Here is a 17,012-nt window from a genome sequence, read left to right as displayed (position 1 = left end):
TCGCCGTTGCAGATTCCGCCATGCGCGCGGACAAGCGGCCTAGGCCGCGTCGCGTTCGCCCGTTTGCACCGCCGCCTGCGCGCTGTCGGCGGCGTGGCCGGCTTCGCGCGCCGCGTGGCCGGCCTGGCCCGCGGCCTTGTCGGCGCTCTGCGCGGCTTCCTGCGCGCTGGTGCCGGCGAACAGGCCCGACAGCAGGGTCACGATCTGCATCAGGTTGCCGCTCTTGACCGCGATCTTGACCGGCTCGGCGCGACCCATCACGAACCCGCTGACCAGGCCGGCGATGACGATCCGGCCCGGCGTCCAGGCCTCGCGCCAACTGGCCTTCAATTCGTTCTTGCGCTCGACCGCCTGCTGATAACGGCCTTCGAGCAGCTTCTCGCGCTTGTTGACCCGGCGTTGCAGGGCTTCGAAACGGCTCATCGCGCCTCCGTGCGGTTGGGATCGCGGGGCGTGAGCCCCGGTGCGACGCCGAGCGCGGGCGCATCGTCGTCTTCGTCGTCGCCGATCCCGAGCCGGCGCAATTGCCGGCGGGTGGCGTCCAGGCGGGTGTGTTCGAAGTAACGCAGGGCCTGCCACACGCCCACGCCGGTCACGACCAGGCTCAGGCCCGCCGCGAACGCCATCGAGGCCATCCACGACCAGCCCAGCACGCCGTTGAGCACCGCGATCAGCGCCGCCATCAGCAACAGCCACGACGAAGCGCCGAACACGATCGCCACGCTGACCCACAGCAAGGCCCGCCCCAGCGCACTGCGCGCCAGGGCGAGATCGGCCGCCACCAAGCCGCGCAAGGCGCGGCCGGTGTCGAGCGCAGCCGACAGGCCCTCGCGGCCCGCGCTGCCGATGTCGCGGAACGCCTCGTCGATCGATGGTGCGCGATCGTCCGCGGCGGCACGTTGCGAGTCGCCGCCTGGGGCGCCCGAAGGCGCCTGGGCGTGAGGGTCCATGCCGGGCGTGTCGCTCACGCTTACTTGTCGCCGCCGCGGGCGAGCTTGGCGATGATGAAGCCGGCGGCGAAGGCCACGCCGAACGACGCCAGCGGACGTTCGCGCACCAGTTCGGCGGCGCTTTCGATCAGGTCGCGGCCCTTGTCCATAAGCGCGTCGACTTGCTCGCGCGCGGCGCCGCCGGCGTTCTCGGCCGCGGCGATGCCGGCCAGCGCACTGTCGGCCAGGCCGGACTTGACGTTGGCCTTGCCGATCTTGAGTTCTTCACCGGCCACGCCGGCGGCGCTGCGGATCGCTTCGCCGGCGTCGGCGGCGGCTTGCTTGAGGTGGGTGCCGGCTTCGCCCAGGTTGCTCTTGATAGCGTCGGTCGAGGTAGGGGTCATCAGGGTGTTCCTCCGTGCTGCATGGATGAACCGCTGAACAAGTCCAGGGTTCTAGCGGGTTGTCGCGGGTCCGGGCGGCGGGGGCCGATCGGCGACTCGCGACGAGGGTGAGCCGATGCGCCGCGAACGGTGCGATGAAGCATGGCGCATCGAACATGACGCATTGAAGCGTGTTGCCTTGACGGTGTCGCTTGGAACCTGTCGCATCGAAACGAAAACACTGAAACGAAAACACCGCGGACGGCGACGGCGCGCTGCTTCGCGCCTTACGCCATCGGCGATTACTGCATTGGCAGATTGCCGACGCTGTTGCCGCGGCGGATCCGCAGGACCAACTGTGCCGGAGTCCGCGTGAAGCTCGCGCGGAAACCGGGCAGATCGTCGAAATCGCCGCTGCTGGCCGCAACGATGACGTCGTCCTTGCGCAAATTGTTCGCCTCGGCGCGGCTGCCGCGGCTCACGCTTTCCACCACCACGCCGGAAACGCCGGATTGGCGCAGGCGTTCGGGCACTTCGGCGAAGGTCGCGCCGGTCAGGCGCGGATCGAGCTCGGCGCCGGCCATCGCCTTGGGCTGCTCGCGCAGGGTCGCGTTCAGTTGCAGCGGCTGGCCGTCGCGCTGCACCTCCAGCGCGATCTTGCTGCCGATCGCCTGCAGGCCTTCGAAATTGCGCAGCGCATCGCGGCCGTCGACGCGCTGACCGTTGGCGGTCAGGATCACGTCGCCGGGCTTGAGCCCGGCCGCCGCCGCCGCGCTGCCGGCGAACACGCGCGAGACCAGCGCGCCGCGCGGCTCGGACAGTTTCAGCCCGGCCGCGAGTTGCGGGGTGACGTCCTGCGACTCCAGCCCCAGCGTGCCGCGACGCACCACGCCGTTGTTGGCGATCAACTGGTCCTTGATGTTGCGCGCCAGATTCACCGGGATCGCGAAGCCCAGGCCGATGTTGCCGGCCATGCTGCCCTGCGGATTGAAGCTGGCGGTGTTGATGCCGATCAGTTCGCCGTCGAGATTGACCAGCGCGCCGCCGGAATTGCCCGGGTTGATCGAGGCGTCGGTCTGGATGAAGTTCTGGTAGCCCAGCCCGCGCAGGCCGCTGCGGCCGACCGCCGAAACGATGCCCGAGGTCACCGTCTGGCCGATCCCGAACGGGTTGCCGACCGCGACCACGAAGTCGCCGACGCGCAGCGCATCGGAATCGGCCAGGGCGATCGCGCTGAGGTTCTGCGCCGGAATCCGCATCACCGCCACGTCGGTGTCCGGGTCCGAGCCGAGGAACTCGGCCTTGACCGTGCGGCCGTCGGCCAGGGTCACCGAGACCTCGTCGGCGCCTTCGATCACGTGGTGATTGGTCAGCACGTAGCCGTTCTTGGCGTCGACGATCACGCCCGAGCCCAGCGATTCGTTGATCCGCTCCTGCGGGATGTTCGGGAACATGCGGCGGAAGAACGGATCGTTGGCGAACGGGTTGCGGATGCGCACGGTCTGCTTGGTATGCACGCTGACCACGGCCGGGGTCACCTTCTGCAGCATCGGCGCCAGCGACGGCAGCAACTGGCCGCCGACCGAGGCCGGCAATGCGGCGGTGGTCGGCATCACCGCGGCCGCGGCCGGCGAGGCCGCCGCGGGTGCCTGGATCCCTTCGCGGATCGCGGTGGCGGCGAAACCGCCGAATGCGGCGGCCAGGGCAAGGGTCAGCAAGGTCGGCAGAGGGCGCATCGCGTCGCGGTTCCGGTCAACGTGAAAGAAAGAGGGAGGACATCGTGGCAGGTCGGCCCGGTGAGGCCAGGGCGGCCGCGCCGGTCGCAGGCTTGGACCGCCGCGGCGCGCAGTGGTTCGGCGCCGGACCCGTTCATTGTTGGAGCAGGGCAATAAATAGCCGATGAAGTGATGCACGGCCAGCGCGGGCCGGGCAGTGTACGCAGGCCCTTCGCCGGTACGCGCTCACCGCGCGCCGGAACTGGAATCTGTGACAGAGCCGGGGCAGATAAAGCGTGATAGTCATCAACAAGCCGTTGACTTCGCCAAACGCGCGGCGTAGTTTGAAGTCCCTGCGGGGCCACAACATCTAGTGGTCGGTCCGGCAGGAGGAGCCCAAGCGTAGGGGTTCAGCTTGGGTGGGTGTGCAGGCATCGCCTAGACAGTGAGCGGGCGCATGACGACGACGAACGAGAACCTCAAGACACGCATACCAGCCGCACGCGGCGCGTAAATCACGCGATCGCGTGCGTCGTCGTCGGCGGGGGGCTGACGACGGGCTGACCCACCCGGCTAAGGACCTTGTCCGGCGCCAGGCGCAACACCCGCGACAGGCTCTACACGCAGCACTCGTTACACAGCATGCGTGGGATCGAGTGAGGTCGCGGGACATACATAGAGTGTCCCGATTACCAGGCAGTTGATCGATCGATCCACCCGCAGTACGCAACACCTTCAGATCCACCCCGATTACCCGTTCAAAAAAGAAACCACCGGCGGCGGGCGCAACCCAACGGCCCGCCGCCAATAGAAGGAGATGAAACAGGCATGAGCAGCGTGCGCCTCGAGGCGGTGAAGAACCCGGCGGCAGAGCAGGACATGGCCCTGCAGCCCGCGTCCCAGGACATCTGGGACAAGAAGTACCGCCTCAAGACCAAGAACGGCGAGGCAGTGGATGCCGATATCGACGGCACCTACCTGCGAGTCGCCCGCGCTCTGGCCGACGCCGAGCCCAATGCCGAGAAGCAGCAGTACTGGTACGAGCGCTTCGCCTGGGCGTTGCGCCGCGGCGCGATCCCGGCCGGCCGCATCACCTCCAATGCCGGCGCGCTGGAACACAAGCCGGCCACCTCGACGATCAACTGCACCGTCTCGGGCACGATCGAAGACTCGATGGACGGCATCCTCGAGAAAGTCCACGAAGCCGGCCTGACCCTCAAGGCCGGTTGCGGCATCGGTTACGAATTCAGCACCCTGCGGCCGCGCGGCGCGTTCGTCGCCGGCGCCGGGGCGTACACCTCCGGTCCGATGTCCTTCATGGATATCTACGACAAGATGTGCTTCACCGTGTCCTCCGCCGGCGGCCGCCGCGGCGCCCAGATGGGCACCTTCGACGTCAGCCACCCCGACGTGAAGGACTTCATCCGCGCCAAGCGCGAAGACGGCCGCCTGCGCCAGTTCAACCTGTCGCTGCTGATCACGGACGGCTTCATGGAAGCGGTCAAGACCGATGCCGACTGGCCGCTGGTGTTCCCGGTCAACATCAAGGAACGCGACGACGTCGACCTCGAGGACGCCGCCCAGGTGGTGTGGCGCGACTGGCCGACCACGCGCAACTACATCTCGCGCGAAGACGGCCTGGTCGCCTGCAAGATCTACGGCCACATCCGCGCGCGGCACCTGTGGGACATGATCATGGTCTCGACGTACGACTACGCCGAGCCCGGATTCATCCTGATCGACCGCGTCAACGAGATGAACAACAACTGGTGGTGCGAGACCATCCGCGCGACCAACCCCTGCGGCGAGCAGCCGTTGCCGCCGTACGGCGCCTGCCTGCTCGGTTCGGTCAACCTGACCAAGTTCGTGCGCAACGCCTTCACCGACCGGGCCGAGTTCGACTGGGAGGAATACAAGGAAGTCGTGCGCGTGTTCACCCGCATGCTCGACAACGTGGTCGAAGTCAACGGCCTGCCGTTGCAGCAGCAGCGCGACGAGATCATGCGCAAGCGCCGCCACGGCATGGGCTTCCTCGGCCTGGGCAGCACCGTGACCATGCTGCGGATGAAGTACGGCTCCAAGGCCTCGTGCGAGTTCACCGACCGCATCGCCCGCGAAATGGCCGTGGCCGGCTGGGAAATGGGCCTGGCGCTGGCCAAGGAGAAGGGCGCCGCCCCGATCATGGAAGAGCGCTTCGCCGTGACCGCCGAGATGCTGCGCAAGCGTCCGGAGATGAAGGCCGATGGCTGGAAGATCGGCCAGGAAATCCCCGGCAAGGTCCTGCACGCCAAGTACTCGCGCTACATGCAGCGGGTGGCGCAGGTCGCGCCCGAACTGGTCGAAGAGCTGGCCGACGTCGGCAGCCGCTTCACCCACCACAGCTCGATCGCTCCGACCGGCACCATCTCGCTGTCGCTGGCCAACAACGCCTCCAACGGCATCGAGCCGTCGTTCGCCCATCACTACAGCCGCAACGTGATCCGCGAAGGCAAGAAGTCCAAGGAAAAGGTCGACGTCTATTCCTTCGAGCTGCTGGCCTACCGCGAACTGATCAATCCCAAGGCGATGCCGTTCAGTGAGGAAGCCGAGGCCAAGCTGCCCGACTACTTCATTTCCGCCGACGACATCACCCCGAAGGAACACGTCGACGTCCAGGCCGCCGCGCAGAAATGGGTCGACAGCTCGATTTCCAAGACCGCGAACGTCCCCACGGATTACCCGTACGAGGACTTCAAGGACATCTACCGCTACGCCCACGAGCAAGGCCTCAAGGGCTGCACCACCTTCCGCTTCAACCCGGCCGCGTTCCAGGGCGTGCTGGTGAAGGAAGCCGACCTCGAGAACACCACCTACCGTTTCGAACTCGACGACGGCAGCGTGATCGAGGTCAAGGGCAACGAACAGATCGAATACGACGGCGAAATGCACACCGCCGCGAACCTGTTCGATGCGCTCAAGGAAGGGTATTACGGCAAGTTCTAAGCCGGTCCGGCCGCGCGCCCGCCACCGCGGGCCGCGCGTTCGGGCGTCGCCCGACGCGCCGGCGCGGCGCGATCGAAGGCATCGCGGTCGCGGACACCACCCTCGCGGCCGCGGATTTTCAGCTCGAATCACGCGCGCGCGCGGCGAACCGACGAGCGGCCACTGTCTAGCCGCGCGCAGCAGGTATAGCATCGCTCCGGTAACACCCCCCGATTGCAAGTAACGCTCACGTACCGCGATTAAGAACGCCCATCAGGAGGGCATCATGAGCAACGGAAATGGAGTGACGGCGACCCTGACCCAGGCTGCCGAGAACGTGAAAGAAACCGCATCCAACCTCGGCAGCGCGATCGCGACCCGGGCCGAGGAAGCCGTGGCCTCGGTCAAGAAGACCGCGACCAAGGCCCGCAAGGCCGCCAAGAAAGCCGTCGGCACGGCGAAGAAGAAGCTCGCCACCGCCAGCGCGAAGGCCAAGAAGGAAGCCACCGCGCTGAAGGACAAGGCCACCGGCAAGAAGCCCGCCAAGAAGGCGGCGAAGAAGGCCGCCAAGAAGGCCGCGCCGAAGAAAGCCGCCAAGAAAGCGGTCAAGGCGGCCAAGAAAGCCGTCAAGGCCGTGAAGAAGACCGCGAAGAAGGCGGCCAAGAAAGTCGCGACCAAGAAAGCCGCGACCAAGAAGGCGCCCGCCAAGAAAGCCGTGAAGAAGGCCGCCGCCAAGAAGGCGACCAAGAAGGCGCCCGCGAAGAAGGCCGCCAAGAAGGCCGCGAAGAAAGCCGCGAAGTAAGGCCTGACCGCGCCGTCCCACCCTCTCCCGTTCGCGGGAGAGGGCTGGGGTGAGGATCCGGGCCCATCCCGCGCCGCCTCGCCCCGCAAGTCCCGCAGCACCCGCACACGAACAAGCACCGCCGCAATCAGGAGTCGGGCCCATGGCCGTCAAGATCGAAAAGAAAATCAAGGGCTACAGCGTCGTCACCCAGGAAGACAAGGCCAAGGACGCCCGCGCCGCCGAAGCTGCCGCCGCCGCGCGCAACGCGCCGGTCGAGCTGCCGGTCGCCGACGTCATCCAGATGCACGAGCGCATCGAGCGCCCCGAGATCCTGATCGGCTCGACCTACAAGATCAAATCGCCGCTGTTCGAACACGCGCTGTACGTCACCATCAACGACATCGTGCTCAACGCCGGCACCGAACACGAATCGCGCCGTCCGTTCGAGATCTTCATCAACTCCAAGAACATGGACCACTTCCAGTGGATCGTGGCGCTCACGCGCATCATGTCGGCGGTGTTCCGCAAGGGCGGCGACGTGACCTTCCTGGTCGACGAGATGAAGGCCGTGTTCGACCCGCGCGGCGGCTACTTCAAGGCCGGCGGCGTGTACATGCCGTCCCTGGTCGCCGAGATGGGCGCCATCGTCGAGGACCACCTCAAGTCGATCGGCATGATCCACGACCCGGAAATGAGCGATTCGCAACGCGCGCTGATCGCCGAGAAGCGCGCCGCCTACGAGCAGCGCGGCTCAAAAAAAAACACTGAGGTAACCGCGTCGGCATCGATCACCGTGATCGAACCGCGCGTGGAGGACGTCAGCGTCACCGGCGACGGCGCCTCGTTTCCGCCCTCGGCCACGGTCTGCCACAAGTGCAGCACCAAGGCGCTGGTCCTCATGGACGGCTGCGCGACCTGCTTGAACTGCGGCTATTCCAAGTGCGGCTGAGGCGATGATGAGGTAATCGCGAAGTCGCCATGCGCGGGCAGCCATAAGCCGCGATCAGGCTCAATCGCGAATCCAAGGGGGCTCTTTGGAGCCCCTCTTCATTTGCTGGATCGAGACGCCGCGATGGGTTGAGGTGCAGCCGCGCGACTGCGACTAACTCCTGGCCTTATTACGTGAGCCGTGCGCTCGGCCATCTGCGCGGACCGACCAACGATCGATGCGCCGCCATAACGACGGCGATATCTGAGCTCGCCGCCTCGTATCGACTCAAGCGCGCAGTCGCTCAGCGCGCGGTCGCATCGGGCTGTTTCAGCAGCTCCAGCAATTGGACAATGCGGTAGGGCTTCGGCAGGAACGAAACGCCCGCCGGCATTTTCGGAAGCTGCGACTTCGAATAGCCGGACGCCAAAATGAAGCGGATATCCGGCTTTCGCTCGAGCACGGAAAATGCCAGGTCGATTCCGGAGACCCCTTGCGGCATGCTCACATCGCTGAAGACCACGTCGATCTCGTCGTGCGCGCCGATCATTTCCAGCGCATGCGGGCCATTGCTCGCCCACAGCACCGTGTAGCTGGTGCCCTCGAGCGCCTCGACCACGACGTCGCGCAACAGATCGTCGTCTTCCACCACCAGGATGCAGTGCCGTGCCATATGTCAGTTCTCCACCGTGGGGAAGCATAGTGAGACGCGGGTGCCGCGTCCCACGGCGGTGTCGATGAGCAGATAGCCGCCCGACTGCGCCGCGAACCCGTGCGCCTGGCTCAGGCCCAGGCCGCTGCCACGTCCCACGTCCTTGGTGGTGAAAAACGGCTGTACCGCTTGCTGCAGCACTTCGTCGGTCATTCCCGGGCCGTCGTCGGACACGCTGATGCAGACGAACTGCGTTCCGCTCGTCTCCATGTCCGCGGGCCGCTCTTCGATCATGCCGGTGCCGATGCGGATCGTGCCCGATTCCTTGAACGCATCCCGGCTGTTGATCACCAGATTGAGCAGGGCGGCTTCCAGCTGCGTCGTGTCCACGAATATCGCGGGCAGGGCATCGGCCAGCGAAAACTCGATATGCACGTCCAGGCCGCTCGATCGCGTGAGCAAGTCCCTTGCGCCGGCCACGAATTTGCTCGCGTCGATGATTTCCGGCGCGAGCGATTGGCCTCGCGCGAAGGTGAGCAGTTGCCGGGTCAGCAACATGCCTCGGTCCGCGGCGCGCTGTGCCCCTTGCACCAGGCGATCGACTCTTTCCGGGTCTTTTTGATGGATGGTGATCAAGTCCAGGCTGTTGACGATGACCGTGAGCAAGTTATTGAAGTCGTGGGACAGGCCGAGGGTCAGGCGGCCGATCGCCTCGATCTTCTTGGACTGGAGCAGCGCTTTTTGCGCCTCTTCCAGCCGAAGGGCGGTCAGATGACGGTCGGTGATATCGCGGGTGACCTTCGCGAAGCCGATCAGTTCGCCGTCTTTCCAGATGGGGTCGATGACCACGCTGGCCCAGAAACGCTCGCCGCTCTTGCGCAGGCGCCAGCCTTCTTTTTCGTAGCGGCCGTTTTCGCGGGCCATGCGCAAGCCGTGTTCCGGCGCGCCCGCGGCGCGGTCTTCCTCCACGTAGAACTGCGAGAAGTGCTGACCGATGATCTCCTCGTCTTCGTAGCCCTTGATGCGGCGGCCGCCTTCATTCCAGTTGCAGATGAACCCTTCAGGGTCGAGCATGTAGATCGCATAGTCGACGACGCTTTGCACGAGCAGCTGGAACTGCTCGCCATCCTCGAACTGGCGGACTCTCGAGCTTGCGCTGGGCTGCATGGGGCGTCTCTTGGCGAAGGCGAACGCTACCGCCGATATCGTTAATAGTATGTCAGCCGCGCTGGGCCAGGCGCCGAGCGATGTTCAGCGCGCCGGCTGGGTTTGCGCGACCATCGAGTGCGAGGCGGCTTACTTGCCTGTCAGCAGCGGATACGGATTGATCGCGCTGCCTTCCCACCATCGGCGCTCGGGCCCCAGCACGAAGATCGCGAAGTGCAGGTGCGGCGCGTCGGCACTGGCGTTGCCCGTGCTTCCGACATAGCCGATGACCTGGCCGCGTCGAATGGTCTGTTTCTCCGCCAGGCCGTCGGCGTAGCGCTGCAGGTGCGCGTAGTAATAAGCGAACTTGCCGCTGGGTTCGAACTGGTAAATGGTCAGGCCGCCGGGTTTGCTGTCGAACAACTTCTCGATGTGTCCATCGGCCACCGCCACGACCGGGGTTCCGGCCTGGGCCATGATGTCGATGGCGTCGTGCGAACGTCCCTGGCTGCGCGCATCGGCGAAGGTGTCGCTCAAATCGGCGGCGGTCTTGCCTTCGACCGGGATAAGCAATTGTGTCGGCGGCGTGGCCGCGGTCCGTGGTGCAACCGACGAGGTGTCCGGGATCGGCGTGGCAGCGGTTGCCGGTCGCGGATCGGGTGGCGTCGCCACCGGCGCGGGCGGCGGCATGGGATGCGCGTTGGTCGCCGCGCCGATCGTCGGGCAGGCGCTTGCGCAATCCTGGCCGGACGCGGGCGCTCGCACGTCGCCGAATTCGCGATAGGCCAACGCACCCAGCAGCATTCCGAGCAGCAGTATGCCGAGAAATTTCATCGGCTACTCCTGCATAACCACCGGCACGGACGGGCCCACCGCCGCGGCCAGGCGCTCCACGTCCCAGTTGGTCAAGCGCACGCAGCCATGCGATTGCCGTTTGCCGACGCTTGATGGCGTCGGCGTGCCGTGCAATCCGTAGTGCGGCTTGGACAGATCGATCCAGCGGGTGCCGACCGGGTTGTTGGAACCGGCGGCGAGCTTCGCCTTTGCGTGCTTCGGATCGGAATCCCAGAACAGCGCCGGGTTGTAGTGAAAGGTGGGGTCCACCGCGGTCGAGCCGATCTTCCATTCGCCGATCGGCAGCGGATCGTGCTCGCTGCCCGACGATACCGGGAACAGCGCGATGGTTTTGCCGTCGGCATCGAGCAGGGTCAAGGTGGAGTCGGATTTGTCGACCACGACTTTCGCCGCCTTCGGCAACGCAGCGATATCGGCGACGTTGGGGACCTGGATCTGGGTACCGGCCCTGGAAAAATCCGTGCCCGGGTTGAGCTGTCGCAGCAGCGCGGGACTGGCATGGAAACGCTCGCCGAGCGCTTCCTCGATGGATTCGAAGCCCAATCGCCCGAGCTTGCCCTGTTCCATCATGTCCTTGGGCAGCTTGGCGAAGGCTTGGCCGACATCCTGTTCGGTCAGCGTATAGGCCGTCACCACCGCGGGCGCCTCCTTGTTGAGCGCCGCCCAGGTATCGGCGTCGAGTTCGCCGGTCGGCGGCAGATCGTGCGCGGCCTGATAACCGCTTACCGCGCGGCGCTGATTGGAACCGGCAAGCCCGTCGATCTCGCCGGGGGAAAAGTTGGCGCGAGCCAGCAATGTCTGCGCGCGCAGATGCCCGGCGACTCCGCTGGTGCTGGCGGGCAGGTTCGCCGCATCCGCGAGCACGACACGCTCGGCGTGGGCTCGTACGGTCCAGGCGCAGGCGATGGCGGCGAACATGACGACCGTGGTGCGGACGTTGGGCATGATGGCTCAAGCGAGGAGGATGAGCCTAAGCATGGTCATTGCGCATGTGAATCAGGTGAAGACGGGCCGCGAAACGAGGAATGCGCGCGTATTCAGTCTTCGGATTTCTTGTCGACTTCGCCGTTCTACGAAGAAAACGTCGTCTTGTCCGCATCGGGCATCGGTTCGGGAAAATGCAGTCACCGCGGTTCGGAGCCCGGATCGCTGCGCTCACTCGACAGGCGTCCAGCCACGGAGCTTTCAATTCCGACAGCAATAGATTGGAAGGGCAGTGCGCGCGCTCGATCGGGTTTTCAACTTCATCGACTATCACTTGGCCTTGTACTTGCGCGACTGCGCGTACTGCAGGGCCGCGCTCTCCCAGTTCCGGCCGTCGAACGGATAAATCTTCAGCCCGGATAGATCGATGCCGTCGATACAGCGCAGATTGACGACCCACCAATTGGGCGCGATCCGCGGCCGGCTGAAGGTGCTTACGCCGCAGACGCCGCAGAAGTAGTGCTTGGCCGCCATCGTGCCGAACTGATACAGGCTCAGATCCGATTCGCCGGAAAGGATTCGCAGGCTCGCATCGTCCGCGCCAAACCAGATCGCGCCCTTGCGGTGGCAAATGGAGCAGTTGCACTCCATGGCCTCGCGGATATCGGCCTGCAGTTCGAAGGTGACGCGTCCGCAGTGGCATGAGCCGGATTGCTTGTGCATACCAAAGGAGCTCCCAAAGTCGGTCGGGCGAGATTGAATGCTTGCCGGCATTTCATTCGCGGGATGTGCCGTTACGCTCAGGTAGCCAGCGTAAAACCTAATCGTCCGATGCTCCAGGCATGTTCGACGAACGCTGTTTGGCTTCGGCAAGCTTCGGCGCCCGGACCGGTAAGCGCGAAGCAATGAAGGCGCCGCCGCGTGCGATCAGTGACGCGACGCTCATTTCGCGGCGTACGCTGTCGACCAGTGCTTCTTCGGCCGAATCAATCGATGTCACGAAAGCGATAGGGCGTACTGAAACATCATGGCGCGCAACGGCCCTGGATTTATAAGCACGGCGTCTAAGATCTATTACCACTCGGCGGTAAAAATCAGACGGGGCCTGCGCTAGTATCGGGCCGTTGTCGCAACCGCTCCGAGCGGGCGCTCAATCACGCGCGCCTTGCGTACCTTGAATTACCCTTCCGCCTGTTGTGCCAGCTATCGCTAGCCTAGAAGGAGCCGTGTGCGTGGACAGCTTACTCAAACTCAATATCACGCGAAGAGAACTGCTCAAGGCCGGCGCCGCATCGGCCGCGGCCATCGCGGCCCCCTCGGTGGCGCTCGCGCAGGCGCAGGACGCTCCGGCTCAGCCGCCGGTGATGGCGACGGTCGCCTTCGAGGTCAACGGCAAGCCCGAAACGCTCGAGCTGGACACGCGAACCAGTCTGCTGGACGCGCTGCGTGAGCACCTGCACTTGACCGGCACCAAGAAAGGCTGCGATCACGGCCAGTGCGGCGCGTGCACGGTGATGGTCGACGGCCGGCGCATCAACGCCTGCCTGACGCTCGCGGTGATGCACGAGGGCGAGCGCATCACCACCATCGAAGGCCTGGGCACGCCGGACAAGCTGCATCCGATGCAGGCGGCTTTCATCAAGCACGACGGCTACCAATGCGGCTATTGCACGCCCGGCCAGATCTGTTCGGCGGTGGCGATGCTGGGCGAGATCAAGAGCGGCGTGCCGAGTCTGGTCAGCGGAAAATTGACCGCGCGGCCCAAGGTCAGCGGCGAGGAGATTCGCGAGCGCATGAGCGGCAACATCTGCCGCTGCGGCGCGTACTCCAACATAGTCGATGCGATCACCGAGGTTGCCGGGAGGAGCGCATGAAGGCCTTCACTTACGAGCGCGCATCCTCGCCGGTCGAAGCCGCGGCCGCGGCGGCGCGCACGCCCGGCGCCAGGTTCATCGCCGGCGGTACCAACCTGCTGGACCTGATGAAGCTGGAGGTGGAGACCCCCTCCCACCTGATCGACGTCAATCCGTTGAAGCTGGACACCATCGAGCCCACGCCCGAGGGCGGATTGAAGATCGGCGCGCTGGTGCGCAATACCGACCTGGCGTCCGATGAACGCATCCGCCGCGACTATGCGCTGGTGTCGCGCGCGCTCGTCGCCGGCGCCTCGGGGCAACTGCGAAACAAGGCCACCACCGCCGGCAACCTGCTGCAACGCACGCGCTGCCCGTACTTCTACGACACCCATCAGCGCTGCAACAAGCGCAATCCCGGCAGCGGCTGCGCCGCGTTGGGCGGGGTCAGCCGGCAACTGGCGGTTATCGGCGGCAGCGAGGAATGCATCGCCACGCATCCCAGCGACATGGCCGTGGCCATGCGAACTTTGGACGCCACGGTGCAGACCGTTCAGGCGGACGGCAGCGAACGCAGCATCCCGCTCGCGCAGTTCTACCGCGCCCCGGTCAGCGCTCCGAACCTCGATACCGTGCTGGGCAAGGGCGAGTTGATCACCTCGGTCACCCTGCCCAAGCCGATCGGCGGCACCCACATCTATCGCAAGGTTCGTGACCGCGCGTCGTATGCGTTCGCCCTGGTGTCGATCGCCGCGGTGATCCAGCGCGATGGCAGCGGACGCGTCGCGGTCGGCGGCGTCGCGTATGCGCCTTGGCGCAGCGAAGCGGCCGAAGCCGAACTTGCGAACGGCGCCAAGGCAGTGACCGAGCGCCTGTTCGCCGGCGCCAAGCCCACCGAGCACAACAGCTTCAAGCTGCTGCTGGCCGAACGCACGCTCGCGGCCGTGCGGGCCGAGGCGAAGGAGTGATGCCATGAAGTTCGACACCCCCGCCACGCACAATCCGATCGATCAGCTCAAGGTGGTCGGCAAACCGCTGGATCGCATCGATGGCCCGCTCAAGACCACCGGCACCGCGCCGTATGCCTACGAACAGCACGAGGCGGTGCGCAACGCGGTGTACGGTCATGTGATCGGCGCCGGTATCGCCAAGGGCCGGATCATGTCGATGGATCTGGAGGCCGTGCGTCGCGCGCCGGGCGTGCTGGCCATCGTGACCGCCGCCAACGCCGGAAAGCTGGCCAAGGGCGACTTCAATACCGCCAGGCTGCTCGGTGGACCGGCGATTCAGCACTATCACCAGGCGGTCGCGCTGGTCGTGGCCGAGACCTTCGAACAGGCGCGCGCCGCCGCCGGTCTGGTGCGCATCAGCTACGACCGCGCCGGCGGTGCGTTCGACCTGGCCGCCGCCAAGAAATCGGCGGTGGTGTCCGAGCGCGAGCAACCCGATATCGCCGTCGGCGATTTCGCCGGGGCGTTCGCCGCGGCCCCGGTGCAACTGGATGCGACCTACACCACGCCCGACCAATCGCACGCGATGATGGAGCCTCATGCGTCGATCGCCGCCTGGGAGGGCGACAAGCTCACGCTGTGGACGTCCAACCAGATGATCGCGTGGGGCCGCGGCGATGTCGCCAAGACCCTCGGCATACCCAAGGAGAACGTTCGCCTGATCTCGCCCTTCATCGGCGGTGGCTTCGGCGGCAAGCTGTTCGTGCGCTCCGACGCGCTGCTCGCGGCGCTCGGCGCGCGCGCCGCGGGCCGCCCGGTCAAGGTCGCGCTGCCCCGGCCGCTGATCGCCAACAACACCACGCATCGCCCCGCCACGATCCAGCGCATCCGCATCGGCGCCGCCAAGGACGGCACGATCACCGCCATCGGCCACGAAAGCTGGTCCGGCGACCTGCCCGGCGGCGGCATCGAAAACGCGGTCCAGCAAACGCGGCTGCTGTATGCCGGCGCCAATCGCATGATGCAGGCGCGGTTGGCCACGCTGGACTTGCCCGAAGCCAACGCGATGCGCGCGCCCGGCGAAGCGCCTGGACTGATGGCGCTGGAAATCGCGATGGACGAGATGGCGGACAAGCTGGGCATGGACCCGGTGGAGTTCCGCATCCGCAACGACACCCAGGTCGATCCGGAGAAGCCGGAGCGTGCGTTCTCGCAGCGTCAGTTGGTGCAATGCCTGCGCACAGGCGCCGAACGCTTCGGCTGGAAAAAACGCAATCCGAAGCACGGCGGCGTGCGCGATGGCCGCTGGCTGGTGGGCATGGGAGTGGCGGCGGGCTTTCGCAACAACCTGGTGATGAAGTCGGCCGCTCGGGTACGCCTCGGTGCCGACGGCAAGGTCACGGTGGAAACCGACATGACCGACATCGGGACGGGCAGTTACACCATCATCGGCCAGACCGTCGCCGAGGTGATGGGCCTGCCGTTGGATAAGGTGGTCGTGCGCCTGGGGGATTCGAACTTTCCGGTCTCCTCCGGCTCGGGCGGCCAGTGGGGCGCGAACAGTTCCACCGCGGGCGTTTACGCGGCCTGCATGAAGCTGCGTCAGGTCGCCGCCGAAAAGCTGGGGCTCGACGCGCAAACAGCCAGCTTCGCCGACGGCAAGGTCAGCGCGGGCGGCCGCAGCGTTGCGCTAGCCAAGGCGGCCGAATCCGGCGAGGTGGTGGCGGAAGACAGCATCGAGTTCGGCGATCTGGCCAAGAAGTTCCAGCAATCGACCTTCGCCGCCCACTTCGTTGAGGTGGGCGTGGACATCGCCACCGGCGAATCGCGCATCCGCCGCATGCTGGCCGTGTGCGCGGCGGGCCGCATCCTCAACCCCAAGCAGGCCCGCAGCCAGGTGATCGGCGCGATGACGATGGGCATTGGCGGTGCGCTGTCGGAGGAACTCGCGGTGGACAAGCGCCTTGGCTTCTTCGTCAATCACGACCTGGCCGGCTACGAAGTCGCCGTGCACGCCGATGTGCCGCACCAGGAAGTGATTTTCCTCGACGAAGCCGATGACAAGTCCTCGCCGATGAAAGCCAAGGGCGTGGGCGAGTTGGGGCTGTGCGGGGTAAGCGCCGCCATCGCCAATGCCATCCACAACGCTACCGGCATCCGCGTGCGTGAGTATCCGATCACCTTGGACAAGTTGCTGCATCACCTTCCCGCGATGGCGTGATCTAAGCTGCGCGGGTTGTTGGCCGGTACGCCGCTGCGTCGATGGCCTGCGGTGAAGTGTCCATGACCGCGCCTTCTTTGCAAACGCACCCATGTGCGGTTCCTTGAAGCCGCGAGTCGGACACCCGGAAATTGCCAATACCTGAAAGGGGCTCTGCGGAGCCCCTTTTCTTTTTGACAAGTTGCTTCCGTTCGAAGCGGACTGTGGCGGCTACGCAGGGTCGGGTTTCAGTGCGCGCATGCGCTGGCTGGTTCCTGTCCGCGCACCGTCGCAACGAGGGAGATTTGCCCACGGCATACTTGTCAAAAGGGGGCGCTGAATGTCCGCGCAGAATCGGGGCCAGTTCGCTATTGCGTGCATAAGCATGTCCTGGATCGAGAACCGGGGCAGTGGGTGATCGTGGTCCAGTGCATGGGATTACGACGACGCGACGGTCATCGTGCAGAAGCGGCGGTCTGAAGCCGAAGCTCGTCGGAGGGGAGCTGCGACGTGTACGCGATCTGCCTGCTCGGCCAGACGTAGCGAAGTCGATGAACCTTTGCCGATGTCCCAGGTTCGGCTAACAGCATCGTATGCCGTCGAACAGATCCTCGAAAATACCGGCAGGCCGCTCGCCACGAACGGCCCGCCAGTGCGACAGATCAACTCGCGCCGCGCTGCACGGCTACTGGCGCGATACCCGTGCAGGCTCGGACATCTTGGCAAACCTCG

At 65.7% G+C, this 17,012-nt stretch carries 16 protein-coding genes; 7 read left to right on the top strand and 9 right to left on the bottom strand.

The annotated features are described in order from the left end of the window. Positions 1-39 precede the first annotated feature (39 nt). From IEQ11_RS21205 to IEQ11_RS21190, 4 genes are all read right to left on the bottom strand, one after another. The gene (locus IEQ11_RS21205) at positions 40-423 is read right to left on the bottom strand and encodes a hypothetical protein (protein WP_051547306.1); all 384 of its coding nucleotides are present in this window, start codon (positions 421-423) and stop codon (positions 40-42) included. After that, positions 420-950, bottom strand: coding sequence for a CobD/CbiB family protein (locus IEQ11_RS21200; protein WP_191822537.1), 531 nt, complete (start codon positions 948-950; stop codon positions 420-422). Before IEQ11_RS21200 ends, IEQ11_RS21205 begins: the two co-directional genes overlap by 4 nt. A gap of 20 nt (positions 951-970) precedes the next feature. Further along, positions 971-1,333 (bottom strand): hypothetical protein, encoded by a 363-nt coding sequence (locus tag IEQ11_RS21195; protein WP_036106356.1) that lies wholly within the window; start codon positions 1,331-1,333, stop codon positions 971-973. A gap of 281 nt (positions 1,334-1,614) precedes the next feature. Beyond that, positions 1,615-3,048, bottom strand: a complete 1,434-nt coding sequence (locus IEQ11_RS21190) for a Do family serine endopeptidase (RefSeq protein WP_191822518.1) — start codon at positions 3,046-3,048, stop codon at positions 1,615-1,617. Between the two features lie 807 nt (positions 3,049-3,855). Between IEQ11_RS21190 and IEQ11_RS21185 the strand changes: the two genes are divergently transcribed. From IEQ11_RS21185 to IEQ11_RS21175, 3 genes are all read left to right on the top strand, one after another. Further along, positions 3,856-6,009: an adenosylcobalamin-dependent ribonucleoside-diphosphate reductase gene (locus tag IEQ11_RS21185; protein WP_191822517.1), complete on the top strand. Its 2,154-nt coding sequence runs from the start codon at positions 3,856-3,858 to the stop codon at positions 6,007-6,009. A gap of 265 nt (positions 6,010-6,274) precedes the next feature. Beyond that, positions 6,275-6,790, top strand: a complete 516-nt coding sequence (locus IEQ11_RS21180) for a hypothetical protein (RefSeq protein WP_036106366.1) — start codon at positions 6,275-6,277, stop codon at positions 6,788-6,790. Positions 6,791-6,932: 142 nt separating this feature from the next. Beyond that, entirely contained in the window at positions 6,933-7,721 is a 789-nt protein-coding gene (locus tag IEQ11_RS21175) for a TSCPD domain-containing protein (RefSeq protein WP_036106369.1), read from the top strand. A 283-nt stretch (positions 7,722-8,004) separates the two neighbouring features. On the opposite strand, the gene IEQ11_RS21170 is transcribed toward IEQ11_RS21175, so the two are convergent. The 5 genes from IEQ11_RS21170 to IEQ11_RS21150 all read right to left on the bottom strand — a co-directional run bounded on the left by IEQ11_RS21170 (position 8,005) and on the right by IEQ11_RS21150 (position 12,051). Beyond that, positions 8,005-8,373 (bottom strand): response regulator, encoded by a 369-nt coding sequence (locus tag IEQ11_RS21170; protein WP_096416140.1) that lies wholly within the window; start codon positions 8,371-8,373, stop codon positions 8,005-8,007. A 3-nt stretch (positions 8,374-8,376) separates the two neighbouring features. Next, positions 8,377-9,519 (bottom strand): PAS domain S-box protein, encoded by a 1,143-nt coding sequence (locus IEQ11_RS21165; RefSeq protein ID WP_191822516.1) that lies wholly within the window; start codon positions 9,517-9,519, stop codon positions 8,377-8,379. A gap of 129 nt (positions 9,520-9,648) precedes the next feature. Continuing rightward, positions 9,649-10,332, bottom strand: a complete 684-nt coding sequence (locus IEQ11_RS21160; protein WP_191822515.1) for a M23 family metallopeptidase — start codon at positions 10,330-10,332, stop codon at positions 9,649-9,651. Between the two features lie 3 nt (positions 10,333-10,335). Beyond that, positions 10,336-11,298 carry a L,D-transpeptidase family protein gene (locus IEQ11_RS21155; protein WP_343226512.1) on the bottom strand — a complete coding sequence of 321 codons (963 nt, stop codon included), beginning with the start codon at positions 11,296-11,298 and terminating at the stop codon, positions 10,336-10,338. 309 nt (positions 11,299-11,607) lie between these two features. Continuing rightward, on the bottom strand, positions 11,608-12,051 hold the full coding sequence (locus IEQ11_RS21150; protein ID WP_228464775.1) for a GFA family protein: 444 nt from the start codon (positions 12,049-12,051) through the stop codon (positions 11,608-11,610). Between the two features lie 68 nt (positions 12,052-12,119). On the opposite strand from IEQ11_RS21150, the gene IEQ11_RS21145 reads away from it, so the two are divergent. The 4 genes from IEQ11_RS21145 (at position 12,120) to paoC (ending at position 16,301) form a co-directional block, all read left to right on the top strand. Continuing rightward, positions 12,120-12,332: a hypothetical protein gene (locus IEQ11_RS21145; protein ID WP_191822514.1), complete on the top strand. Its 213-nt coding sequence runs from the start codon at positions 12,120-12,122 to the stop codon at positions 12,330-12,332. A gap of 177 nt (positions 12,333-12,509) precedes the next feature. Beyond that, positions 12,510-13,151, top strand: coding sequence for an aldehyde dehydrogenase iron-sulfur subunit PaoA (paoA, locus tag IEQ11_RS21140; protein WP_036106381.1), 642 nt, complete (start codon positions 12,510-12,512; stop codon positions 13,149-13,151). Then, on the top strand, positions 13,148-14,098 hold the full coding sequence (locus IEQ11_RS21135; protein ID WP_191822513.1) for an FAD binding domain-containing protein: 951 nt from the start codon (positions 13,148-13,150) through the stop codon (positions 14,096-14,098). Before paoA ends, IEQ11_RS21135 begins: the two co-directional genes overlap by 4 nt. Positions 14,099-14,102: 4 nt before the next feature. After that, the gene (paoC, locus tag IEQ11_RS21130) at positions 14,103-16,301 is read left to right on the top strand and encodes an aldehyde oxidoreductase molybdenum-binding subunit PaoC (RefSeq protein ID WP_191822512.1); all 2,199 of its coding nucleotides are present in this window, start codon (positions 14,103-14,105) and stop codon (positions 16,299-16,301) included. Positions 16,302-17,012 lie beyond the last annotated feature (711 nt).

The sequence above is a fragment of the Lysobacter capsici genome, assembly GCF_014779555.2.
Taxonomy (GTDB): Bacteria; Pseudomonadota; Gammaproteobacteria; order Xanthomonadales; family Xanthomonadaceae; genus Lysobacter; species Lysobacter capsici.
This window is presented reverse-complemented; position numbering and strand designations above follow the sequence as displayed.